This window comes from Variovorax nitratireducens (genome assembly GCF_051216545.1).
In the GTDB taxonomy this organism is placed as follows: Bacteria; Pseudomonadota; Gammaproteobacteria; order Burkholderiales; family Burkholderiaceae_C; genus Variovorax.
On sequence record NZ_JBPJZO010000001.1, the window covers coordinates 1 to 21,878 of the forward strand.

Annotated in this window: 25 protein-coding genes; 18 read left to right on the forward strand and 7 right to left on the reverse strand. The window is 65.7% G+C overall.

Annotated features, from left to right (window positions below; translation table 11 throughout):
* Positions 1 to 196 precede the first annotated feature (196 nt).
* From ACSFA8_RS00005 to ACSFA8_RS00050, 10 genes are all read left to right on the forward strand, one after another.
* Entirely contained in the window at positions 197 to 400 is a 204-nt protein-coding gene (locus tag ACSFA8_RS00005; RefSeq protein ID WP_435477491.1) for a helix-turn-helix transcriptional regulator, read from the forward strand.
* A complete protein-coding gene (locus ACSFA8_RS00010; RefSeq protein ID WP_435477492.1) occupies positions 400 to 723 on the forward strand; it encodes a helix-turn-helix domain-containing protein in 324 nt (107 codons plus the stop codon). The genes ACSFA8_RS00005 and ACSFA8_RS00010 overlap by 1 nt, the downstream gene beginning before the upstream one ends.
* Entirely contained in the window at positions 720 to 911 is a 192-nt protein-coding gene (locus tag ACSFA8_RS00015) for a hypothetical protein (RefSeq protein WP_435477493.1), read from the forward strand. Before ACSFA8_RS00010 ends, ACSFA8_RS00015 begins: the two co-directional genes overlap by 4 nt.
* Positions 908 to 1,795 (forward strand): toprim domain-containing protein, encoded by an 888-nt coding sequence (locus ACSFA8_RS00020; protein ID WP_435477494.1) that lies wholly within the window; start codon positions 908 to 910, stop codon positions 1,793 to 1,795. The genes ACSFA8_RS00015 and ACSFA8_RS00020 overlap by 4 nt, the downstream gene beginning before the upstream one ends.
* The gene (locus tag ACSFA8_RS00025) at positions 1,792 to 3,327 is read left to right on the forward strand and encodes a YfjI family protein (RefSeq protein WP_435477495.1); all 1,536 of its coding nucleotides are present in this window, start codon (positions 1,792 to 1,794) and stop codon (positions 3,325 to 3,327) included. Before ACSFA8_RS00020 ends, ACSFA8_RS00025 begins: the two co-directional genes overlap by 4 nt.
* Positions 3,324 to 3,854, forward strand: a complete 531-nt coding sequence (locus ACSFA8_RS00030; RefSeq protein WP_435477496.1) for a hypothetical protein — start codon at positions 3,324 to 3,326, stop codon at positions 3,852 to 3,854. Before ACSFA8_RS00025 ends, ACSFA8_RS00030 begins: the two co-directional genes overlap by 4 nt.
* Entirely contained in the window at positions 3,851 to 4,492 is a 642-nt protein-coding gene (locus ACSFA8_RS00035) for an aspartyl/asparaginyl beta-hydroxylase domain-containing protein (protein ID WP_435477497.1), read from the forward strand. Before ACSFA8_RS00030 ends, ACSFA8_RS00035 begins: the two co-directional genes overlap by 4 nt.
* Positions 4,493 to 4,657: 165 nt before the next feature.
* Entirely contained in the window at positions 4,658 to 5,344 is a 687-nt protein-coding gene (locus tag ACSFA8_RS00040; protein ID WP_435477498.1) for a hypothetical protein, read from the forward strand.
* 190 nt (positions 5,345 to 5,534) lie between these two features.
* Positions 5,535 to 6,089, forward strand: a complete 555-nt coding sequence (locus ACSFA8_RS00045) for a hypothetical protein (RefSeq protein ID WP_435477499.1) — start codon at positions 5,535 to 5,537, stop codon at positions 6,087 to 6,089.
* A complete protein-coding gene (locus ACSFA8_RS00050) occupies positions 6,089 to 6,907 on the forward strand; it encodes a hypothetical protein (RefSeq protein WP_435477500.1) in 819 nt (272 codons plus the stop codon). The genes ACSFA8_RS00045 and ACSFA8_RS00050 overlap by 1 nt, the downstream gene beginning before the upstream one ends.
* Before the next feature lie 267 nt (positions 6,908 to 7,174).
* Here ACSFA8_RS00050 and ACSFA8_RS00055 read toward each other — a convergent pair whose 3' ends face one another.
* Both ACSFA8_RS00055 and ACSFA8_RS00060 read right to left on the reverse strand, forming a co-directional pair.
* Positions 7,175 to 7,555 carry a VOC family protein gene (locus ACSFA8_RS00055; protein WP_435477501.1) on the reverse strand — a complete coding sequence of 127 codons (381 nt, stop codon included), beginning with the start codon at positions 7,553 to 7,555 and terminating at the stop codon, positions 7,175 to 7,177.
* A 59-nt stretch (positions 7,556 to 7,614) separates the two neighbouring features.
* Positions 7,615 to 8,370: an SDR family NAD(P)-dependent oxidoreductase gene (locus ACSFA8_RS00060; RefSeq protein WP_435477502.1), complete on the reverse strand. Its 756-nt coding sequence runs from the start codon at positions 8,368 to 8,370 to the stop codon at positions 7,615 to 7,617.
* 99 nt (positions 8,371 to 8,469) lie between these two features.
* Between ACSFA8_RS00060 and ACSFA8_RS00065 the strand changes: the two genes are divergently transcribed.
* Positions 8,470 to 9,198 (forward strand): glutathione S-transferase, encoded by a 729-nt coding sequence (locus ACSFA8_RS00065; RefSeq protein ID WP_435477503.1) that lies wholly within the window; start codon positions 8,470 to 8,472, stop codon positions 9,196 to 9,198.
* Here ACSFA8_RS00065 and rsmI read toward each other — a convergent pair.
* Positions 9,177 to 10,118: a 16S rRNA (cytidine(1402)-2'-O)-methyltransferase gene (gene rsmI, locus ACSFA8_RS00070; RefSeq protein WP_435477504.1), complete on the reverse strand. Its 942-nt coding sequence runs from the start codon at positions 10,116 to 10,118 to the stop codon at positions 9,177 to 9,179. The genes ACSFA8_RS00065 and rsmI overlap by 22 nt on opposite strands.
* Positions 10,119 to 10,120: 2 nt before the next feature.
* On the opposite strand from rsmI, the gene ACSFA8_RS00075 reads away from it, so the two are divergent.
* From ACSFA8_RS00075 to ACSFA8_RS00085, 3 genes are read left to right on the forward strand one after another with little or no spacing between them, the layout of a single operon-like run.
* A complete protein-coding gene (locus tag ACSFA8_RS00075; protein WP_286541124.1) occupies positions 10,121 to 10,504 on the forward strand; it encodes a YraN family protein in 384 nt (127 codons plus the stop codon).
* A gap of 41 nt (positions 10,505 to 10,545) precedes the next feature.
* Positions 10,546 to 11,172, forward strand: coding sequence for an SIS domain-containing protein (locus ACSFA8_RS00080; protein ID WP_435477505.1), 627 nt, complete (start codon positions 10,546 to 10,548; stop codon positions 11,170 to 11,172).
* Positions 11,169 to 11,951: a BON domain-containing protein gene (locus ACSFA8_RS00085; protein WP_435477506.1), complete on the forward strand. Its 783-nt coding sequence runs from the start codon at positions 11,169 to 11,171 to the stop codon at positions 11,949 to 11,951. Before ACSFA8_RS00080 ends, ACSFA8_RS00085 begins: the two co-directional genes overlap by 4 nt.
* A 13-nt stretch (positions 11,952 to 11,964) precedes the next feature.
* Here ACSFA8_RS00085 and ACSFA8_RS00090 read toward each other — a convergent pair whose 3' ends face one another.
* From ACSFA8_RS00090 to ACSFA8_RS00100, 3 genes are all read right to left on the reverse strand, one after another.
* Positions 11,965 to 12,891 carry an NAD(P)-dependent oxidoreductase gene (locus ACSFA8_RS00090; protein WP_435477507.1) on the reverse strand — a complete coding sequence of 309 codons (927 nt, stop codon included), beginning with the start codon at positions 12,889 to 12,891 and terminating at the stop codon, positions 11,965 to 11,967.
* A 220-nt stretch (positions 12,892 to 13,111) separates the two neighbouring features.
* Entirely contained in the window at positions 13,112 to 14,248 is a 1,137-nt protein-coding gene (locus ACSFA8_RS00095; protein WP_435477508.1) for a PilT/PilU family type 4a pilus ATPase, read from the reverse strand.
* Positions 14,249 to 14,421: 173 nt separating this feature from the next.
* Positions 14,422 to 15,465, reverse strand: coding sequence for a type IV pilus twitching motility protein PilT (locus ACSFA8_RS00100; protein ID WP_286541130.1), 1,044 nt, complete (start codon positions 15,463 to 15,465; stop codon positions 14,422 to 14,424).
* Between the two features lie 71 nt (positions 15,466 to 15,536).
* On the opposite strand from ACSFA8_RS00100, the gene ACSFA8_RS00105 reads away from it, so the two are divergent.
* On the forward strand, positions 15,537 to 16,226 hold the full coding sequence (locus tag ACSFA8_RS00105; RefSeq protein WP_435477509.1) for a YggS family pyridoxal phosphate-dependent enzyme: 690 nt from the start codon (positions 15,537 to 15,539) through the stop codon (positions 16,224 to 16,226).
* A 12-nt stretch (positions 16,227 to 16,238) separates the two neighbouring features.
* Here ACSFA8_RS00105 and ACSFA8_RS00110 read toward each other — a convergent pair whose 3' ends face one another.
* Positions 16,239 to 16,706, reverse strand: a complete 468-nt coding sequence (locus ACSFA8_RS00110; RefSeq protein WP_435477510.1) for an Lrp/AsnC ligand binding domain-containing protein — start codon at positions 16,704 to 16,706, stop codon at positions 16,239 to 16,241.
* A gap of 88 nt (positions 16,707 to 16,794) precedes the next feature.
* On the opposite strand from ACSFA8_RS00110, the gene ACSFA8_RS00115 reads away from it, so the two are divergent.
* The 3 genes from ACSFA8_RS00115 to ACSFA8_RS00125 all read left to right on the forward strand — a co-directional run bounded on the left by ACSFA8_RS00115 (position 16,795) and on the right by ACSFA8_RS00125 (position 21,872).
* Positions 16,795 to 19,749 (forward strand): L-glutamate gamma-semialdehyde dehydrogenase, encoded by a 2,955-nt coding sequence (locus ACSFA8_RS00115; protein ID WP_435477511.1) that lies wholly within the window; start codon positions 16,795 to 16,797, stop codon positions 19,747 to 19,749.
* A gap of 84 nt (positions 19,750 to 19,833) precedes the next feature.
* Positions 19,834 to 21,108, forward strand: coding sequence for a Glu/Leu/Phe/Val family dehydrogenase (locus tag ACSFA8_RS00120; RefSeq protein WP_286541135.1), 1,275 nt, complete (start codon positions 19,834 to 19,836; stop codon positions 21,106 to 21,108).
* Between the two features lie 119 nt (positions 21,109 to 21,227).
* Positions 21,228 to 21,872 carry a nucleoside/nucleotide kinase family protein gene (locus tag ACSFA8_RS00125; RefSeq protein ID WP_435477512.1) on the forward strand — a complete coding sequence of 215 codons (645 nt, stop codon included), beginning with the start codon at positions 21,228 to 21,230 and terminating at the stop codon, positions 21,870 to 21,872.
* Positions 21,873 to 21,878: the final 6 nt, after the last annotated feature.

Consider the following 21,878-nt stretch of genomic DNA (forward strand, 5'->3'; position numbering starts at 1 on the left):
CTTCTTCCTCTTGCCAGCTTGCTCGGCATCCGCAAAACTGATCTGGCTCATCGCTCGTGCTCCTTTGCAGGTTCAGTCCTTCATGCAAGAAACGTGCTCTTGATCAGATGTTCCCTAGAGAATGTTCCGCTGCCTTTTCTCATGATCGGCTGACAGTCACCCCATCGCGCTACGGCGTATTTCCAAGGGGTGTGCAGTGTCACAGCGAGTTATCCGGGTTGCGCAGATTGCGACGACCAAAGACAGCAACGGCCTTCTGCCGGTCAGTCCAGCCACAGTCTGGCGTTGGGTGCGCGAGGGCAAGTTTCCCAAGCCTTTCAAACTCGGCACATCGGTCACCGTGTGGGACGCGGCTGCTGTCGAAGACTTCATCGCGAAGCGCTCCGGAGGCGCTGCGTAATGGACGGCCAAAAGAAAACCCCGCAGGTTGCAGCCGGCGAGGTTCAGAAGAATAAGCAGTCGAGCCCTAAGTTTACCGACATCAGCACCACGGCGGAAGCGCAGCAACTGCGAATCGTCACGGCACTGCGTAGCGGCCCGAAGACGACCGACGATCTCCGCGCGCTTGGTTGCTACCAGGTCAGTGCGCGTGTCTTCGGGCTGCGCGCGCTGGGCTACAACATCATCACGGATCTGTTCGACGGCTACGCGGCCGACGGCTTCTCTCACACCCGCATGGCGCGCTACACGCTCGTCGGCGAGCCGGAAGGCGGTGCGACGTGAGCGAGGTTGAACAGAAGCAGTTCGCCACCTTGGCGGCTCAATACGCGCTTGCTGGTCATGCCCTGATACGTGGCAATCCGGCCGAAGGCGCAGCCGCATACATCGCGATGCGCTGGGGAATGATGAAGGTGCTGCCGACCCTCGATGCCGCGCATGCATTCCTGATCCAGATCGGCGGTGCCAAGTGAGCCCCGAGGATCAATTCCAGACCGCGATCGAGGCGATGGGCATGACCGCGCCATCCATCATCAACGGCGACGGAAAGCTCCATCGATTCAGCCCGACCGGCAAGCGTGGCGATGATGCCGGTTGGTACGTGCTCCACCTGGACGGCGTGCCGGCCGGATCGTTCGGCGATTGGCGCTCGGGTGAATCGCAGACGTGGTGCGCGAAGTCCGATCGCGAGATGACTGAGGCGGAACGTCGTCTGCAGCGCGAGCGCGTCAAGGCGCAGCAACGCATGCGCGACACGGAGACGGCTCGTCGTCACGCCGATGCTGCGGGCGCCGCGCAAGCTCTGTGGGACGCTGCTGCACCGGCTGTCGCTCATCCCTACCTGACTGCAAAGTCCGTGAAGCCGTTCGGCATACGGTCCGATGGCCGTCAACTGCTTATTCCGATGCGCGACGTGGCCGGCAAGCTGCACAGCCTGCAGACCATCGCTGCGGATGGCGTCAAGCGTTTCATGTTCGGCGGCAGGGTACGTGGTTGCTACCACTCGATCGGCCGGCCCAGCGGGCGCCTGATCGTCTGTGAGGGATATGCGACCGGTGCGACCTTGCACGAGGCGACGCGCGACGCTGTAGCTGTCGCCTTCAATGCCGCCAACCTCCAATACGTCGCGGTGGCGTTGCGCGGAAAGTACCCATGCCTGACGATCGTGATCGCGGCCGATGACGACTGGAAAACCGAAGGCAATCCGGGATTGAGCGCTGCGAATCAAGCGGCGCAGATCGTCGGCGGCAAGGTTGCGGTGCCCGACTTCAGCGGCCTGCAACGGGGAGATAAGGACACCGACTACAACGACTTGCACCGGCTCGCTGGCGCGATCCAGATCGGTGGTGCAACTTGAACGCCGGTCTTGCTGCAGTTCGCGCCGGTATCGAGACGGCGGAAGATCCGGTGATCGAGTGGCCCGAAGTTCAATCGCTGATCTCGAAGATCGACGCGGCGCCGTATCCGATCGACGCACTGCCGACCGCAGTGCGCTTGGCGGTTGAAGAGGTTGCCGGCTTCGTGAAAGCCCCGACCCCAATGATCGTGGCGTCAGCACTGGCTGCGCTCTCGCTTGCCATCCAAGCCCATCACGACGCAGAGCGGGCGGAAAAACTGACCGGCCCGTGCTCCTTGTTCCTGCTATCGATCGCTGATTCGGGCGAGCGCAAATCGACCTGTGACGGCTTCTTCACGAAGAGCATCCGCGAGTACGAGGCCGCACAGCAGGAGGCCGCCAAGCCCCTGCTGATGGCCTACAAATCGGACCATGAGATCTGGGAAGCGCAGCGCGCGGGCTTGAAAGAGAAGATCAAGGCGCAGGCGAAGGGCGGGAAACCCAGTGATGCCGAAGAACGCGAACTGCGCGAGCTGGACAAGGCGGAGCCGACGACGCCGCGCATTCCACGCCTGATCTATGGCGATGCCACCCCGGAAGCCTTGACGTACTCGCTTGCCAAACAATGGCCATCCGGTGGTGTTGTCAGCAGCGAGGCGGGCAGCGTCTTCGGTTCGCACGGCATGGGCAAGGATTCGGTCATGCGCAACCTGGCCGCGCTGAATCAGCTTTGGGATGGTGCTGCACTTCCGGTCGAGCGTCGCAGTTCCGAGAGCTTCACGGTGCGCGGTGCGCGCCTGACGATGGCTTTGCAGGTTCAGGAAGCCACCTTGCAGGCGTTTTTCGACAGCACCAAGGGGTTGGCACGCGGCACCGGCTTTCTTGCCCGGTTTCTCGTGGCTTGGCCGGAATCGACCCAAGGTCAGCGCCCGTTCACGGAAGCCCCGGCGAACTGGCCCGCGTTGGCGGCGTTCAATTCCCGGCTGACGGCGATCCTGAACCGGCCGGTGCCGATCGATGATGACGGCGCCCTGATGCCCGCCATGCTGAAGCTGTCACCGGATGCGAAGGCCGCATGGGTCGCGTTTCACGACGAGATCGAGTCGATGCTTTCGACCGGTGGGGAGCTGTACGACGTGCGCGACGTGGCCAGCAAGATCGCCGACAACGCGGCTCGGCTTGCTGCTCTGTTCCATGTGTTCGAGGGCAACGTCGGCCCAATCGTGCTCGATGCGATGGAGTCGGGGGCTTGCATCGCGGCGTGGCACCTGAACGAAGCGCGCCGGTTCCTGGGCGAACTGGCCATGCCGGCCGAGCTGGCGCACCCGGCGCGTCTGGAAACGTGGCTGCTCGACTACTGCAGGCGCGAGAAAACCGATAAGGTGCCGACCCGGGAAGTCCAACGTTGTGGCCCGGGAGGGTTGCGCGACAAGACGGCGTTCGGTGAGGCGGTGAAGGAGCTTGCCGAGCTGGGCCGCGCACGGCTGATGCAGGAGGGCAAGAAAAAGCTCATCCAAATCAATCCGCTCGTTCTGTCGGGGGTGTCGCCATGAGCCTCGCCAACCTGATGAAAAAAGGCAGTTTGCGGGCTCTTGCGACAGTGACAGTTGCGACAGTTGCGACAGATAAGCCCCAAGAGGCCCCAACTGTCGCAGAAGTCGCAACTGTCGCTGTCGCAAACCCTCTGGACAAGAAAGCTGCGAACGACCCAGCGACCGATGCCGACCGCTGGTGCTGGCCGCATTCCGACGCGATGAACACGGTGGAGATCGATGTGTTCACGCTGCGCGTCGTGCTCTTCACCGATAGAGGTGCGAGCCAAACGACTGCCGAAGCGTTGGCCGACAAGCTCGTCAAGCGCGACCGTGATGGCGATGACCGCCGCATGTGCGTCGAGTGCTCGAACCTTAGCGGCTGGACCGGCTCGCGTCGTTGCGGCGCATGGCCGCGCGCTGGCTTGGGCGGGCAGGCCATCCCTTCCGAGTGGATCGCGCTTCCGCAGCGGTGCGCCGCGTTTGCTGAGAACAGCGAGAAAACAGCCCCGACCCATTCACAACTTTCCAACGAGGAACCGAGATGAAGAACTTTTTGAAGATCGCGGATGGCTGCGACGTGATGCCACTCATGTGCGCGGTTCAGATGAAGCCCGAACTGTGGAACCAGAACAAGCTCCGCACATCCATCCCGGAGTCGCCGCATTTCCAGGTCTCGGACATCTGGCTGCGCTTCAACGACCTGCAGCAAGCCGTCAAAACCGGTGATGCGTCGTATGTGATGGACGAGCACGAATCGATCGACTATCCGGCCTTCGGCCAGTTGCCCCAAGCCCGGCCGCTCATCTTCGGGTTGATGTCGAGGGTGGGGGGCGAACGCCTTGGACGCTGCATGATCACGAAGCTGCCGGCAGGTGGTCGCATCACGCCGCATGTCGATGGTGGATCGCACGCGGCCTACTACGAGCGTTTCCACATCGTTCTTCAAGCAAAGGCGGGATCGAGGTTCCGCGCCGGAGACGAAGTTGTCGAGATGAAAACCGGTGAGATCTATTGGTTCGACAACAGCCAGGAGCATGAGATTGTGAACGCCAGTGACGACGACCGGGTGCATCTGATCGTAGACGTGCGCTGCCCGGTCGTTCCTGCATCGAGCACCGTATCTCGCGGCTTGATCGCACCGGACGGATCGGGGTGGTCCAGCGAGGCGGTCGGTCATGTCTGAGCCAAAGGGGGAGATGACCGGCAGCACATCGGTGTTGAACGCCACCAGCGACAGAGGCGAATCACGGGCCGGTTGGGACCGACTTAGGCAGGTAAAAGCCTATTTTTGGAGCCTCTTGCCCTCGCGCGCGGAACGGGGCGCCGACGCTTTGGGAAAGGGGTATCCATGACGGTAAAGAAGAAAGCGAAGGCGGTAGCGAACATCAAGCCCGATCCAAAGGTCCTACAGCTCATCAACAACCCGGATGAGACCTTAGATCAAACGGTCGGCCGTGTTGCCGCCGATCCAGCCGTGAACGCCGGCAGCGTCATGCAGGCGTACGGCAGCCACATGGGTGATGAAGTCAATCTGATGAGCATGATCGGCGCGATCCAAGCCACCACCCAGCGAGTGAGGGCGGGCGATCTGTCGGACCTCGAAGCCATGCTTGTCTCGCAAGCCACGGCGCTGCAGACCATCTTCACGAACCTTGCACGCCGTGCGAAGGATCAGCAGTTCCAGAGGAACCTCGAAGCGTTCCTCGGCTTGGCCCTGAAGGCGCAGGCTCAGAGCCGATCGACCATTACCGCGTTGGTCGATCTGAAGTACCCGCGCCAGGTGGCATTCGTGAAGCAGGCCAACATCAGCAACGGGCCGCAGCAGGTGAACAACGGTTTCGAGAGCAGTACGCGCGCAGGCGCGCACGCGGTTGAAAAGGAAATCCCGGAAATCAAAGAATTGGAGGTTGGCGATGGCCAATGGCTGGACACCAGAGCGAAGAGCCCGGCAGTCGGAACTGATCCGCACATGGAAGCCGTGGGAAAAGGCGACCGGTCCAAAGAGCCCCGAAGGAAAAGCAAAGGTGGCCCGTAACGCCTTCACCGGTGGCCACTGGTTCGTGTTGCGGGAGTTTTCCCGTTCGCTTCGAGAGCAACGCCAAACTCTGGAGACTTTGCCCCGAGAGTGAGCAATATTGCCGCGGCGGCTGATTCGTCCGCGCTTGAAGCCTGTTCTCGGCGACATAAGATGGATCGGTCGCCAGTGGCGGCGGAGGAGCGGACGCATGGTACTTGCAGTTGTTCACGTCGTTGGGGCGCTCGTTGCCTCGTTCGCACTAAGCCTGCTTGCCCTCTGGGTAGGAGCATGGGAGCAAGGGCGTGTTCAGAAGCGCCGATTGCAGGATGCTTCCATTGCCCTCGGCGTCCCGGTAGCGTCGCTGGAGAGCGAGGAACACACCTCCGGGTTGCTTCGGTATTCCTCGCAGCGGTTCAGCGGCGATCTCTTGAAAAACCGACTGTCGGATCTATGCGGTCTCGTTCGTACCGCGTGGGGTTACCTCGGGTCGCTGCTGCAACTCGGCGTGATCGGTGTGGTCGGCTGGCAGATGTACGAAGGCGGCTCGGGCAATGCCGTATACATGTGGTCGATGCTAGGCATTGCGATTTTCTTTTGGATTGCGAGCGTCGCCTTCTCGTTTGCCTGCCTGTTGCTGACGGGTCGTTATCCGGGCGAGGCGAAAGGCGCCCGCAAGGCGCTCGCTACATTCATCGAACAGCGCAGCGCGGCGAGCACGCATGAGACGGATGAAAAGGCTTTGGTCACTTCTTGGAAATCGTGATGGATTCCGCCATTGAGGAAGGTGCTGACCGGTACACAGCGGCGCAAACGGAAGGCCAGCTTCTGATTCAAAAGCGGTGGTCAGCGATCCAGAAAGTCACTAAGGCTGCGCTGACGGAGAGCGGTTACTACTCCGGCGGAGGTGGCCGCCTCGAAGTCGAATTCTCGTCAAGCAGCGAACCACAAGAACAATGCGATCGCCTGGAGTACGCGCTCGGGATCCTTAAACAATGCGCTGATGCCAAGTTGCCCTTGCGAACCGAGAAGGGTGCGCCGATCCCTCGCGAAGCTGTGGACAACGAGGTTTTGTCTGCCTGTGCCGATGTGCTCTTTGTTCCCGCGTGGCATGACCCTGAATTCTTGCGGCTAGGGCTTGCTGCCATTACTGCGCATCAGCAGGCCAGTGCACTTTCGATGATCGGGCCGCCATCCCGACACTCGGCATCACTTGGCTGCATCGGCGCGCTGCTCAAGTGCGGATTGTTGTTGCTCTTGCCGTTTGCTCTTGCGGTCGGTATCGCTGCGGCAGTTAGGCAAGAAGTCGGCAGCGCCGCCTTCGCGTTTTACGTCGTGGGTGCCGGCGTTCTGGCGGCGCTGAGTGCCTTGGGCGTTGGGGCCAAAAAAGAAGGTGAGTGGGAGCAGGCATACAACGCGTGGCTCGCCTTCCGGCTCGAACTTTCGGGAAGCTTGGCCGGCGTCGGCACTCTTGAGCATTTGAGACGAATGGCGGACGGCGGTGTGAAAGTGCCTGCAGTTGCTTTCGATCTTGCTGGAATGCTGCGGCGCAGAATGAATCTTTCGCCGCCCTCTGGCCGATGAGTGGAGGTGCGGCTTGCTAAGTTGGCTAGGTTCTCAATCGTTGCATGCAGACGACACCGTGACGCTTGTCGGTACTTTTGTCGGTACTTTTGGCGCAGAAACCGATCGGGCATAGCATCCATGCGGCTTGTAGCCTAGTTTTCGATTCCTGGCGGCGACCAGATATACAAATCCGGATGAGTTCAAACTCTTCCGGATTTTTTTGTTTCTCCAACCGCGCTCGGTTCCGCCGCTATCTTGCGCAGAGAATCCTGCAGCAACCCACCCCTATCCCAGATCCTGATGCAAACAGAGGATGTTGCCTTCAGTATCGAGAAACCAGGCCGCCTTTTCCGCGCCCAGCACGCAGACGTGCTCCACGGTTTTCAGCCCCGGAAAGTCGTAGTTCTCGAACACCACGCCAGCCTGCTTCAGCTCGGCAATGCTCGCCACGATATCGGGCACCCGAAAGCTGACGGCGGTGTGGTCGGCCTTGGTGCCGCCTTCTTTCGGAAACAGCGCAAGCGTGGTGCCTCCGCATTCGTACGTGAACTTGCCATCGGGCTTCAGCTCGCCGGGTCGCAGGCCGAGCGAACCTTCGTAGAAGCGTCGGGCGCGCTCCAGATCCTTCACGGGCAACATGGTGGTTACCGGGGCATCCATCAGCATAGGCACCTCCTTTCGGACGAGAGCTGAATTCTGCGCCTGCGGCGGCTTTGGCGGTGGCTTTAGCTCCAGCCCGCGTCCACGACGAAGTTCTGCGCGCTGCACATGCGCGAGTCGTCGGCGGCAAGAAACAGCGCCATGGCTGCGATGTCGCTGCCCATCACGCGGCCGGGCAGGCACTGGGCAGCGTCGATCTCGGCGGCGGATTCGGGCTTCACCCACAGCTTGAGCTGCCGCTCGGTCATCACCCAGCCGGGCACCAGCGTGTTGACGCGGATGTTCTGCTTGCCGAGGTCGCGCGCCAGCGAGCGCGTGAGGCCCTGCGCGGCCGACTTGCACATGGCGTAGACCGAGAGGTCGGCGTTCTTGTTCATCCAGCTCACCGAGCCGAGGTTGATGATGCTGCCGCCGCCCAGCTGCACCATGTCGGGCGCCACGGCCTGCGCCGCAAAGTACTGGTGCTTGAGGTTGACGGCCACCGTGCGGTCGAAGAATTCGGGGGTCACTTCGGCCACCTTGTGGCGGTGGTCGTTGGCCGCGTTGTTGACCAGTGCGCCGATCGGGCCGAAGCGCGCGCGTACCGCGTCGATGGCCGCGCGCAGGGCGGCGATGTCGGTCACGTCGCAGCGCTGGAACAGCGCGCTGTCGGCGCCGAGTTTCTGCGCCAGGGCCTGGCCGGCCGTCTCGTCGATGTCGACGAAGCCGACTTTCGAGCCTTGCGCGGCAAAAGCGGCGACCACGTCCGCGCCGATGCCCGAGGCGCCGCCTGAGACGAAAACAGTGCGGCCCTTCAGCGAGGGGTAGATGGCATGGGTCATCGAAAAGCTTCCTTCTTTTTGAGGAGGTGGAGTTTGCCAGCAGCCGGCCTGGCTTGAAGCTTGCGTTGAAAATAAGGCGAAAGCGCAAACGGCCCTTCCATGACCTACCAACTGCACTACTGGCCCACCATCCAGGGCCGTGGCGAATTCGTCCGCCTCGCGCTCGAAGCGGCGGGTGTCGACTACGTCGACGTGGCGCGCGAGTCGCCGGCCGCCGGTGGTGGCGAGGCCGCGCTGATGCGCCGGGTGCGCGACCCGCACAACCCGTTCGGGCCCTTTGCGCCGCCGTTCCTTGTGCACGGCGACATCACCGTCGGCCAGACCGCGGCGATCCTGCTGTACCTCGGTCCGCGCCTGCACCTGGTGGGCGAAAGCGAAGAGGCGCGCATCTGGACGCACCAACTGCAGCTGACCATCGCCGACGTGGTCGCCGAGGCGCACGACACTCACCATCCGGTCGGCACCGGCCTCTACTACGAAGACCAGCAGCCCGAGGCGCGGCGCGTGGCGCAGTCGTTCCGCGACGAGCGCATTCCCAAGTTCCTCGGCTGGTTCGAGCAGGTGCTGCAGCGCAATCCGGCCGGCGACACGCACCTTGTCGGCAGCGCGCTGAGCTATGCCGACCTGTCGCTGTTCCAGCTGGTGGCCGGCCTCCAGTACGCCTTTCCGAAAGCCACGGCGCGTGCGCTGGCCAAGGCGCCATCGGTTGCCAGGCTGCACAGCAACGTCGCGCGGCGCCAGCGCGTCCACGAGTACCTGCACAGCCCGCGGCGCATCCCGTTCAATGAAGACGGGATCTTCCGTCGCTATCCCGAGCTGGACGCCTGATCGCGCAGCCTGAGCGCGGCGTCGTACAGCGCGTTGCGCGGTGCGCCGGTGATTTCGGCGGCGAGCTTGACGGCGGTCTTCACCGGCAGCTCGGCCAGCAGCAGGCGCAGCACGCGCTCGCCGTCGCCCGCATCGTCGTCCGCTTTCGCGGACGGATGCAGCACCAGCGCGAATTCGCCGCGCGTGCGTTGCGGGCCGGCCGCGAGCCAGGCCGGCAGGGCCTCGGCAGCGACGGTGGCGATTTCTTCGAACTGCTTGGTGAGCTCACGGCCCAGCGTCACGCGGCGCGGGCCCAGCGCGGCCAGCGCCTTCGCCATGGCCTCGATGCGGTGCGGCGCCTCCAGCAGCAGAACCGCGCGCGGCTCGTGCGCCAGGTGTTGCACGGCGGTGTCGCGTTCGCCAGCCTTGGTCGGCAGGAAGCCGGCGAACACGAAAGCACTGCCGTCGTCCTCGCTGCCGACCAGCCCGGCGGCGCTCAGCAGCGTGGTGACGCTGCTGGCACCCGGCAGCGGCAGCACGCGGTGGCCGGCCTCGCGCACCGCGGCCGTGAGCCGGGCGCCGGGGTCGCTCACGCCCGGCGTGCCGGCGTCGCTCACATAGGCGATGCGTTCGCCCTGCGCGAGCCGCGCGATCACGCCCTGTGCGGCCTCGGCCTCGTTGTGCTGGTGCACGGCGAGCAGGCGGGCGCCGGGCCGGTCGATGCCGTAGGCGCGCAGCAGGCTCTGCGTGTGGCGCGTGTCTTCGCAGGCGATCGCGTCGACGATTTCCAGCACATGCAGCGCACGCAGCGTGATGTCGGCCAGGTTGCCGATCGGCGTGGCAACCACGTACAGCGTGCCCTGCGGATAATGCTGCGCACCCGCGGCATCGCGCGCCGCCTGCAGTGCGGCGCCGAACGAAGCGGGGGCCAGGGAGCTCAAGGGTGTTTCTCCAGAACAAGAGATCAGGGACGACGAAACAGCGTGGTGACGCCGGTGAAGACGCGGCGCTCGCGCATTTGCTCGATGCCGGGCTGCTGCTCGTCGCGCGCAATTATCGAACCCCGGGGCGCGGGGGCGGCGAGATCGACCTGATCATGCGCGCGCCGCGCGACGGCACGCTCGTCTTCGTGGAGGTGCGCCGGCGCGCCAGCGGCACGCACGGCGGTGCCGGCGGCAGCATCACCGGCGTCAAGCAGCGCCGCATCGTGTTCGCGGCGCGGCACTACCTGATGAAGCTGCGCAGCTGGCCGCCGTGCCGGTTCGACGTGGTGCTGGTCGAGGGCGACGGCATCGAGTGGCTGCAGGGCGCGTTCGACGCGGGCTAACACGATTTGTTGCACCGGCTGTCGCTATCATCCGGGCCAACATGCTCGAGCAACGCATTCAGCAGCACTTCATCGACAGCGCCGACCTCAAGTACCAGGCCGGGCCCGCCCTCAGCAAACCCATTTCGCAAGCGATGCAGGCGCTGCTGGCCTGCGTGACCAGCGGCGGCAAGATCCTCGCCTGCGGCGCTGGCGTCTCCGGGCTGCTCGCGGCCCAGTTCGCGGCCCAGTTCGTCGGCCGCTTCGAGCGCGAGCGCCCCGAACTCGGCGCCATCGCGCTGGCCGGCGACAGTGCCGATCCGCTGGCCGACACGCCCGAATCCGCCGATGCCGACCGGCTGTCGCGCCAGGTGCGCGCACTGGGGCAGGCCGGCGACGTGCTGCTGGCAATCAGCGCCAGCGGGCAATCCGCCGCCGTGCTGGCCGCGGTCGAGGCGGCCCATGCGCGCGACATGACCGTGGTCGCCCTGCTCGGCAATGCGCCGGGCGGCGGCCGCGGCGAGCGCAACGGCGGTGCGGTCGGGCGCGCGCTGCGCGAAACCGATGTCCAGGTCTGTGTGCCGCACGAGCGTGCGGCACGTATCCACGAAGTCCACCTGCTCGCGCTGCACTGCATGTGCGACGGTGTGGACGCCCAGCTACTCGGAGAACAGGAAGTTTCCCTATGACGATGACATCCACTCAACGCCTGGCGTGCGCACTCACGGCCGGCGCCGCACTGGTGGCCGGCCTCGCGGGCTGCGTACCGCTGGTGATCGGCGGGGCGGCCGTCGCCGGCGCCGGCATGGTCGCGACCGACCGCCGCAGCTCGGGCGCCCAGCTCGACGACCAGGGCATCGAACTGCGTGGCGCTGCCCGCGTGCGCGACATCGCCAACGACGACATGAACGTCACCGTGATCAGCTTCAACCGACAGGTGCTGCTGGTGGGCACGGTCGGCAACGAGGGCGACCGGCGCCGCGTCGAGGAATCGGTCTCGCGGGTCGACAACGTGCGTTCGGTCGTCAATGAAGTCACCGTCGGCCCGGGCAGCACGCTGCCGCAGCGCTCCAACGACGCCTTCATCACCGGCAAGGTCAAGGCCTCGCTGCTCGACCAGAAGGACATTTTCGCCAACGCGTTCAAGGTGGTGACCGAGCGCGGCGTGGTCTACCTTCTGGGCATTGCCACGCGCCGCGAGGTCGACCGCGCGACCGACATCACGCGCGGCGTGCCGGGTGTGCAGAAGGTGGTGCGCGTGGTCGAGGTCGTCTCCGAGGCCGACCTGGCCGCGACGCAGACCCGCCAGGGCGGCACCGGCGCACCGCCACCGCCGGTTCAGGATGGGGGGGCGTCGTCGTCTTCCGGACGCGTGCCGCTGCCGCCGATGGCGCCACTGCCCTCGACGGGCGGAACGGCGGCACCGGCACCCGCCGGCAGCGGCGCGACGACCGCGCCGGTGCGCTGAGTCCGGCGCGCGGCTACTTCAGCCTTGTGATGAGGCTGGAGGTATCCCAGCGCTTGCCGCCGGACTGCTGCACGTCGGCATAGAACTGATCGACCAGTGCCGTGACCGGCAGCCGGGCGCCGTTGCGCTTGGCCTCGTCGAGCACCAGCCCCAGATCCTTGCGCATCCAGTCGACCGCAAAGCCGTAGTCGAACTTGCCGTCGATCATGGTCTTGCCGCGGTTTTCCATTTGCCAGCTCTGTGCCGCGCCCTTGCTGATGACACCGAGCACGGCCTCCATGTCGAGGCCAGCCCGCTGGCCGAAGGCGATGGCTTCGCTCAGGCCCTGCACCAGCCCCGCGATGCAGATCTGGTTGACCATCTTGGCGAGCTGGCCCGCACCGCTTTCGCCGAGCAGCGTGACGGCGCGCGCAAAGACCGCGATCGCCGGCTTGACCTGGTCGAACGTCGCGGCGTCGCCGCCGCACATCACCGTGAGCGCGCCATTCTGCGCACCGGCCTGGCCGCCGGAAACAGGTGCATCGATGAACTGCAAGCCCAGCGCGAGCGCGGCTTTGGACAGTTCACGCGCCACGTCGGCCGAGGCCGTGGTGTGGTCGATGAACACCGCGCCCTTCGCCATGCCGGCGAATGCGCCGTCGTCGCCGAGCACCACCGAGCGCAGGTCGTTGTCATTGCCGACGCAGCAGAACACGATCTCGGCGCCCGCCACCGCTTCACGCGGCGTGGCACCTTGCTTCAGCGTGCCGGTGGCCTTCGCCTCGGTGAGTTGCGCCAGCCATTCGCCCGACTTGGCCGCCGTGCGGTTGTAGACCGTGACGCTGTGGCCCGCCAACGCAAGGTGGCCGGCCATCGGGTACCCCATCACGCCAAGGCCAAGAAAGGCAACTTTGCGCGAGGGGCTGGTTTCGTAGGTTTTGGAGGTGATGGTGGAGGTCATCCCCGCAGCTTACCGGTGAACACCGCGGAACCGGCTCCGCCGGGCCGCAGGTGTTGCCCCCGGCAGGGGGTTGGCGCAGCGACACGAAGTGCGTGCAGCCTGGGGGCGAGCCTAGATTCCCGGTGAACACCGCGGAACCGGCTTTGCCGGGCCGCTGGTGTTGCCCCCGGTAGGGGGTTGGCGTAGCGGACACGAAGTGCCGCGCAGCCTGGGGGCGAGCCTAGACTATCGCGAAGTGCTCGGTGCCGGCCGAAAGGTCGGTGGTGCGGGCGCGCTGGCTGTTGAGCTTGATCTGCAGCCGCAGGTCGTTCTGCGAATCGGCGTTGCGCAGCGCATCTTCGAGCGAGATGGCGTTGAATTCGAACAGGTCGTACAGCGCCTGGTCGAAGGTCTGCATGCCGAGGTTGCGGCTCTTTCGCATGATTTCCTTGATCTCGCCGACCTCGCCCTTCAGGATCATGTCGGAGATCAGCGGCGTGTTCAGCAGGATCTCGACCGCCGCCACGCGGCCGCGCCCGTCTTCGGTGGGCACGAGGCGCTGCGACACCAGCGACCGCAGGTTCAGCGACAAATCCATCAGCAGCTGCGTGCGGCGCTCTTCCGGGAAGAAGTTGATGATCCGGTCGAGCGCCTGGTTGGCGCTGTTGGCATGCAGGGTGGCCATGCAGAGGTGGCCGGTCTCGGCGAAGGCGATGGCATGGTCCATCGTTTCGCGGTCGCGGATTTCGCCCATCAGGATCACGTCGGGCGCCTGCCGCAAGGTGTTCTTGAGCGCGGCCTCCCAGGAGTCGGTGTCGATGCCCACTTCGCGCTGCGTCACCACGCAGTTCTTGTGCGGGTGCACGAATTCAATCGGGTCTTCTACCGTGACGATGTGGCCTTGCGAGTTTTCGTTGCGCCAGTCGACCATCGCGGCGAGCGTGGTCGACTTGCCCGAGCCGGTGGCGCCAACCAGGATGGTCAGCCCGCGCTTGGTCATCGCCACGTCCTTCAGCACCTGGGGCATGCCGAGCCCGTCGATGGTCGGCAGCTTTTGCGGGATGGTGCGCAGCACCATGCCGATCTTGCCCTGCTGCACGAACGCGTTCACCCGGAAGCGGCCGATCTCGGTCGGCGAGATCGCGAAATTGCACTCCTTGGTGCGCTCGAACTCCGCCGTCTGCCGGTCGTTCATGATCGAGCGGGTGAGCGCCAGCGTGTGCTGCGCGCCGAGCGCCTGGCCCGACACCTTGATGACCTTGCCATCGACCTTGATCGCTGGTGGAAAGTCGGCGGTGATGAACAAGTCGCTGCCGTTGCGGCTCACCATGAGCTTGAGCAGGTCGTTGATGAACTGGCTGGCTTGATCGCGTTCCATGATTGCGACTCCTGATTCAGTGTGCCGTCATTGTTGGACGAACGCAGCGTTTAAAAGGGTATTCCTTTTCGGGGAACACCGCGGAACCGGCTTTGCCGGGCCGCTGGTGTTGCCCCCGGAAGGGGGTGGGCGAAAGCGACACGAAGTGCGCGAAGCCTGGGGGTGAGCCACAGTCATCCGGGGAAATTCTCAGGAATCTTCGCCTTGCCCCGCGCTTCGGCCGCCGAAATGACACTGCGGCGCACCAGGTCGGTCAGGTTTTGGTCGAGCGTCTGCATGCCCTGGCCCTGGCCGGTCTGGATCGACGAATACATCTGCGCCACCTTGCCTTCGCGGATCAGGTTTCGGATGGCGGGGGTGCCCAGCATGATCTCGTGCGCTGCCACGCGGCCCTGGCCGTCCTTGGTCTTGCACAGTGTCTGCGAAATCACGGCCTGCAGCGACTCCGAAAGCATCGCGCGGATCATGTCCTTTTCTTCGCCGGGGAACACGTCGATGATCCGGTCGATGGTCTTGGCGGCCGACGAGGTGTGCAGCGTGCCGAACACCAGGTGGCCGGTTTCGGCCGCGGTCATGGCGAGGCGGATGGTTTCCAGGTCGCGCATTTCGCCGACCAGGATTGCATCCGGGTCTTCGCGCAGGGCGGAGCGCAGCGCGGCCGCGAACGAAAGCGTCATCGGCCCGACTTCGCGCTGGTTGATCAGGCACTTCTTCGACTCGTGCACGAACTCGATCGGGTCTTCCACCGTCAGGATGTGGCCGTACTCGGTTTCGTTGAGGTAGTTGACCATCGCCGCCAGCGTGGTCGACTTGCCGGAGCCGGTGGGGCCGGTAACCAGCACCAGGCCGCGCGGCTTGAGCGCCAGATCGCCGAAGATCTTGGGCGCGTTGAGCTGTTCGAGCGAAAGGATCTTTGAGGGAATCGTCCGGAACACCGCCGCCGCGCCGCGCGACTGGTTGAAGGCATTCACGCGAAAGCGCGCCAAGCCTTCGATCTCGAACGAAAAGTCGACTTCGAGGAACTCTTCGTAGTGCTTGCGGTGCGTGTCGCTCATGATGTCGTACACCATGGCATGCACCTGCTTGTGATCCAGCGCGTCGACGTTGATGCGCCGCACGTCGCCGTGCACCCGGATCATCGGCGGCAGACCGGAAGAAAGGTGCAAGTCCGACGCCTTGTTCTTGACGCTGAACGCCAGCAATTGGGTAATGTCCACGAGACTCCTCAATCAGCAGTGACGCGCCCGGCCAGAATGGTCGGTCACGTTTTGATACGGTTTTGACGATTATGACGATGATTGGCGACAAGCTCCAGCAAGTTCAGGCGAGGATCGTGACCGCCTGCACGGCTGTAGGGCGCGATCCCGCAAGCGTGCGCCTGCTTTCAGTCAGCAAGACGTTTCCGGCCGAAGCGTTGCGCGAAGCCCACGCGGCCGGACAGCACGCCTTCGGCGAAAACTACGTGCAGGAAGGCCTGGCCAAGATCGAGGCGCTCGCCGATCTGCGCGCAACCATCGAATGGCATTGCATCGGCCCGCTGCAAAGCAACAAGACGCGTGCCGTGGCCGAGCAGTTCGACTGGGTGCACAGCATCGACCGCCTGAAGATCGCCGAGCGCCTCAGCGCGCAGCGCCCGGCCGGTCTGCCGCCGCTGCAGGTGTGCCTGCAGGTGAACGTGGACGGCGGCGCCAACAAGTCGGGCGTGCCGGCCGAAGAGGCGCTGGCGCTGGCGCGCGCCGTGGCGGCGCTGCCACAGCTGCGACTCCGCGGGCTGATGGCGATTCCCGAGCCGGCGCCCGATTTCGCAGCGCAACGCGACCTGTTCCTGCGCGCCACCGCGGTTTTCGACCAGATCCGTGCGGCCGGCATGGCGCTCGATGTGCTGTCGCTCGGCATGTCGGCCGACCTGGAAGCGGCCATCGCGGCCGGCAGCACGATGGTGCGCGTGGGGTCGGCGATTTTTGGCGGGCGCAGCTGACGGGATTGGCGCTCAGGCCGGCAGCGCCAGCCGCGTCGTGCTCTTGACCTCTTCCATCACGGCATAGGTGCGCGTTTCGCGCACGCCGGGCAGTTGCCACAGCACGGTGCCGGCGAAGTCGCGGTAGGCGGCCATGTCGGCCATTCGGGTCTTGAGCAGGTAATCGAAGCCGCCGGCCACCATGTGGCATTCCATGATCTCGTCGCGCACCTGCACCGCGGCCTTGAACTGCTCGAACACATTGGGCGTAGTGCGATCCAGCAGCACCTCGACGAACACCAGCATGCCTCGGCCGAGCTTGTGCGGGTCGAGTTGCGCTTCGTAGCCGCAGATGAAGCCGTCGCGCGTGAGGCGCTGCACGCGGGCCAGCACGGCGGTCGGCGAAAGGGCAACGGCTTCCGCCAGCTTGAGGTTGGAGATGCGGCCGTCCTGCTGGAGGATCTTCAGCAGTCGAAGGTCGATGCGGTCGAGGTCGGGCATTGGATGATTATCCGGTTGAATGCTGGTGTTTTGGTGAGTAATTCGGCATGACAGCAGACAACATAGCGTTATCAACCAAGGAATTGCCGTGCGCCTGCCAAACCCCTACCGCCCCGAAGCCGACGTCGTGTCCGGGCGCCTCGCCGCACTTGCCGGTGCACTCGACTGGCACGCGGCCGCCGCAGTCGCCGCGCCCTGGGTCGAGCAGGTGCGGCGCCATCCGCCGCCGTTCTGGGCCATGGAAAGCCTGCTGCGCGAATATCCGATTTCAAGCGCCGAGGGCCTGGCGCTGATGCGGCTGGCCGAGGCGCTGCTGCGCGTGCCCGATGCCGAAACCGCGATTGCGCTCACCGCCGACCAGCTCGGGCGGGCAGATTTCGATGGCGCCGCCGATTCCGCCTTGTCGCGGCTGTCGTCGTCCGCGATCGCGCTGTCCAAGAAATTCCTGCCCGATGGCGAGCAAGCGCCGGGCCTCATGGCCAAGCTCGGCGCGCGCACCGTGGTCGCGGCCACGCTGCGCGCGGTGCAGTTGCTGGGTCGCCAGTTCGTGCTGGGCCAGACCATCGGCGAAGCGATGCACGAGGCGCGCTCGGCGCAAAAGAAGCAGCCTCAATTGCGCTTCAGCTACGACATGCTGGGCGAGGGCGCGCGCACCGCGGCCGATGCCGCACGCTACCTGCAGAGCTACCTCGACGCGATCGATTCGATCGCGGCCTCCGCAGACAGGGCGGGCGCCCCCGCCCGGAACGACGGCATTTCCATCAAGCTCAGCGCGCTGCACCCGCGCTACGAAGACGCGCAGCGCGAGCGTGTACTGCGCGAGCTGGTGCCGGCCGTCTGGCAGCTCTGCGAACGCGCGGCCGACGCCAACCTCAACCTGACGATCGACGCCGAAGAGGTGGATCGGCTGGAGCTTTCGCTCGACGTGTTCGAGACGCTGGCCGCCCGCGTCGCTGCCGAACGCCCGCAGTGGCAGGGCTTCGGCCTGGCGCTGCAGGCCTACCAGACCCGCGCGCTGGAGCTCATCGAGCACGTCACCGCGCTGGCGCGCAAATACCGACTGCGCCTGATGTGCCGGCTGGTGAAGGGCGCCTACTGGGATGCCGAAATCAAGCGCGCGCAGGAGCTCGGACTGCCGCACTACCCCGTGTTCACGCACAAGCACCACAGCGACGTGAGCTACCTGGCTTGCGCGCGCGCGCTGCTGGCCGTGCCCGATGCGATCTACCCGCAGTTCGCCACCCACAACGCCGGCACGATCGCGGCGATCCTGCAGATGGCGGGCAACACGCCCTTCGAGCTGCAGCGGCTGCACGGCATGGGCGAGGGCGTCTACCGCGAACTCATGAAGACCACCCCGGCGCCGGTGCGTGTCTACGCACCGGTTGGCCAGCACAAGGATCTGCTGGCCTACCTGGTGCGTCGCCTGCTGGAAAACGGGGCCAATTCGTCGTTCGTGAACCAGCTCGGCGACGACGATGTGCCGCTCGGCGAGTTGCTGGCCTCGCCGCTGCACCTGACCGCCGCGTCGCCGTTGCCTGCGCCCGAATGGCTCTATGGCCCGGCGCCGGCCCGGCGCAACAGCACGGGGCTCGACCTGGCGGTCGAATCGATGCGGGAGCCGCTGCTGGCGGCCGGCGCCGCGACCGCAGTGCCAGCCGTGCCCGAAGCAACGGCGGCTTCGGCCGCCAGGGCGGTGCAGGCCAGCGCCGCCAGTTACCGGCAGTGGCACAAGACGCCCGTCAGCGCGCGCGCCGCCATGCTGCGCCAGGCCGCCGATGCGCTGCAGGCCGATCTGCCGCGCTTTTGCGCGCTGCTGGTCAAGGAGGCCTTCAAGACCTGGGGCGACGCCATCGCCGAAGTGCGCGAGGCAGTCGACTTTCTGCGTTACTACGCCGACGAGGCCGAGCGGATCATGCGGCCGGTCGCGCTGCCCGGCCCCACGGGGGAAAGCAATGAACTCCGGCTCACCGCGCGCGGGCCGTGGGTCTGCATCAGCCCCTGGAACTTTCCGCTCGCGATCTTCATGGGCCAGGTGGCGGCGGCGCTCGCCACCGGCAACACGGTGCTGGCCAAGCCGGCCGAGCAGACACCGGCCGTCGCGCTCGAAGCCGTCAGGCTGCTGCATGCCGCGGGCGTGCCCGCCGACGCGCTGCAACTTCTCCATGGCCCGGGCGAGACGGTGGGTGCCGCGCTGGTCGCAGCGCCCGGCGTGGCGGGCGTGGTGTTCACCGGCTCGACCCAGGTCGCGAAGATCATTCACCGTGCGCTGGCCGCGAAGGACGGCGCGATCGTCCCGCTGATCGCCGAGACCGGCGGCATCAACGCGATGCTGGTCGACTCGAGCGCATTGCCCGAGCAGGTGGTCGACGCGGTGGTGCAGAGCGCGTTCCGCTCGGCCGGCCAGCGCTGCTCGGCGCTGCGCCTGCTGTGCGTGCACGAGGGCATCGCCGACCACGTGATCGAGATGATCCGTGGCGCGGCCGCCGAACTGGCCGGCGGCGACCCGGCGCTGCTCGCCACCGACGTCGGCCCGGTCATCGATGCCGAGGCTTTCGACAACATCACGCGCGCCACGCAGCGCCTGGGTGCCGAACAGAAAGTGCTGCTGGCGCCCGCTGCACCGACCCGCGAGGCGGCCAATTTCATCGCGCCCGCAGCCTACGAGGTGGATTCCATCGACAGCGTCAAGGCCGAGATCTTCGGCCCGGTGCTGCAGATCGTGCGCTGGTCGGGCGAGCCATCGGCCGTCATCGAGCGCATCAACACGCTGGGCTACGGCCTCACGCTCGGCATCCAGACCCGCATCGACTCGCGTGCCGCCGCGCTGGCCGCGCAGGCGCACGTCGGCAACATCTACGTGAACCGCAACATCATCGGCGCGGTGGTCGGGGTTCAGCCGTTCGGTGGCGAGGGGCTGAGCGGCACCGGCCCGAAGGCGGGCGGCCCGCATTACCTCTACCGCTTTTGCGCGGAGCAGACACTGACCATCAATACGACGGCGGCGGGCGGCAATGCCGCGCTGCTTGCCGCAAGCGCATAACGGCCAACGCAACGCGCATAGCCCATGGCGTCGCGGGCGCGACACGGCTATCGTTTCGCCCATCCATTTACCTGAGGCCTCCTCATGAGCGAAAAACTGTCCTTCGTCAATCCCACGCCCAACAGCCCGTGGGGCACCTACCTGCAGCAGGTCGACCGCGTCGTGCCCTACCTCGGCGGCCTGGCCAAGTGGGTCGAGACGCTGAAGCGCCCCAAGCGCGCGCTGATCGTCGACGTGCCGATCGAGATGGACGACGGCCGCATCGCCCACTACGAGGGCTACCGCGTGCAGCACAACATGTCGCGCGGTCCGGGCAAGGGCGGCGTGCGCTTCCACCCCGACGTGACGCTCGAGGAAGTGATGGCCCTGTCGGCATGGATGACGGTCAAGACCGCCGCGGTGAACCTGCCCTACGGCGGCGCCAAGGGCGGCATCCGCGTCGACCCCAAGAAGCTGTCGCTGAAAGAGCTGGAGAAGGTCACGCGCCGCTACACCAGCGAGATCGGCATCATCATCGGCCCGCACACCGACATTCCGGCGCCCGACGTCAACACCAACGGCCAGATCATGGCCTGGATGATGGACACGTATTCGATGAACGTCGGCGGCACCGCCACCGGCGTCGTCACCGGCAAACCGCTGCACCTGGGCGGCTCGCTCGGCCGCGTCAAGGCCACCGGCCGCGGCGTGTTCGTCACCGGCCGCGAAGCGGCGCGCCGCCTCGGCCTCGATCTGCGCGGTGCACGCATTGCGGTGCAGGGCTTCGGCAACGTGGGCTCGGTCGCGGCCGAGTTGTTCGCCGAAGCGGGCGCCATCATCGTCGCGGTGCAGGATCACACCGGCACCGTGGTCAACGAAAAGGGCCTCGACCTGGAAAAACTGATCCCGATCTCGCGCACCGTCGCGGGCGCGGTCAGCTTCAAGGGCGGCGACGTGGTGCCGAACGAGCAGTTCTGGGACGTCGCCTGCGACATCCTGATTCCGGCCGCGCTCGAAGGCCAGATCACCGCCGCGCGCGCCAAGAAGACCAGCGCCAAGCTCGTGCTCGAAGGCGCCAACGGCCCGACCGTGCCGGAGGCCGACGACATCCTGGCCGAGCGCGGCGTGCTGGTGGTGCCCGACGTGATTTGCAACGCCGGCGGCGTGACGGTGAGCTACTTCGAATGGGTGCAGGACTTCTCGTCCTTCTTCTGGGACGAGGACGAGATCAACGTGCGGCTCGACCGCATCATGATGAACGCGCTCAACCACATCTGGGACACGGCCGACAAGCACAAGATCACGCTGCGCACGGCCACCTATGCGGTGGCTTGCGAACGCATCCTGATGGCGCGGCAAGAGCGCGGCCTGTATCCTTGACCCACCCCCGAAGCGGCTCACTTCGTGTAGCCGCCTCCCCCTCGAGGGGGCAACACCTACGGCCCGGCAAAGCCGGATCCGTGGTGTTTCTGGCATAGGCCTTTGATACCCTTGGGGGCATGACAGCTGCTCTTTCGCCAAGCGACCTTCCTGCTCTTCCCGCCGACAGCCTGGCCCGCCTGCAGGCGCTCCTCGCCAGCGGGCAGCGCAAGCTGCTGGGGCTGGTCGGTGCGCCGGGCGCGGGCAAGTCCACGCTCGCGCTGGCGCTGCTTCATGCCGTGGGCGCCGACCGGGCGCAGATCGTGCCGATGGACGGTTTTCATCTCGCCAATGTCGAGCTGCAACGGCTCGGCCGGGCCGGGCGCAAGGGGGCGCCCGACACCTTCGACAGCGCGGGCTATGCGGCGTTGCTGCAGCGCCTGCGCCTGCAGGGCCACGGCGAAACTGTATACGCCCCCGAGTTCCGCCGCGAGATCGAGGAGCCGGTCGCCGGCGCCATCGCGGTACTGCCGCAAACGCAACTGGTCATCACCGAAGGCAACTACCTCCTGTTGTGGCCGGCTGCGGCGGCGCTGCTCGACGAGGTCTGGTATGTCGAGGTCGACGACACCCTGCGGCGCGACCGCCTGACCCGCAGGCACGAGCAGTTCGGCCGCAGCCCCGAGGCCGCAATCGCCTGGTTGACCGCCACCGACGATCCAAACGCACGGCTGATCGAGTCCACCCGGGCACGGGCGGATCACATCGTCCACATCGGTCGCTGACCGCTT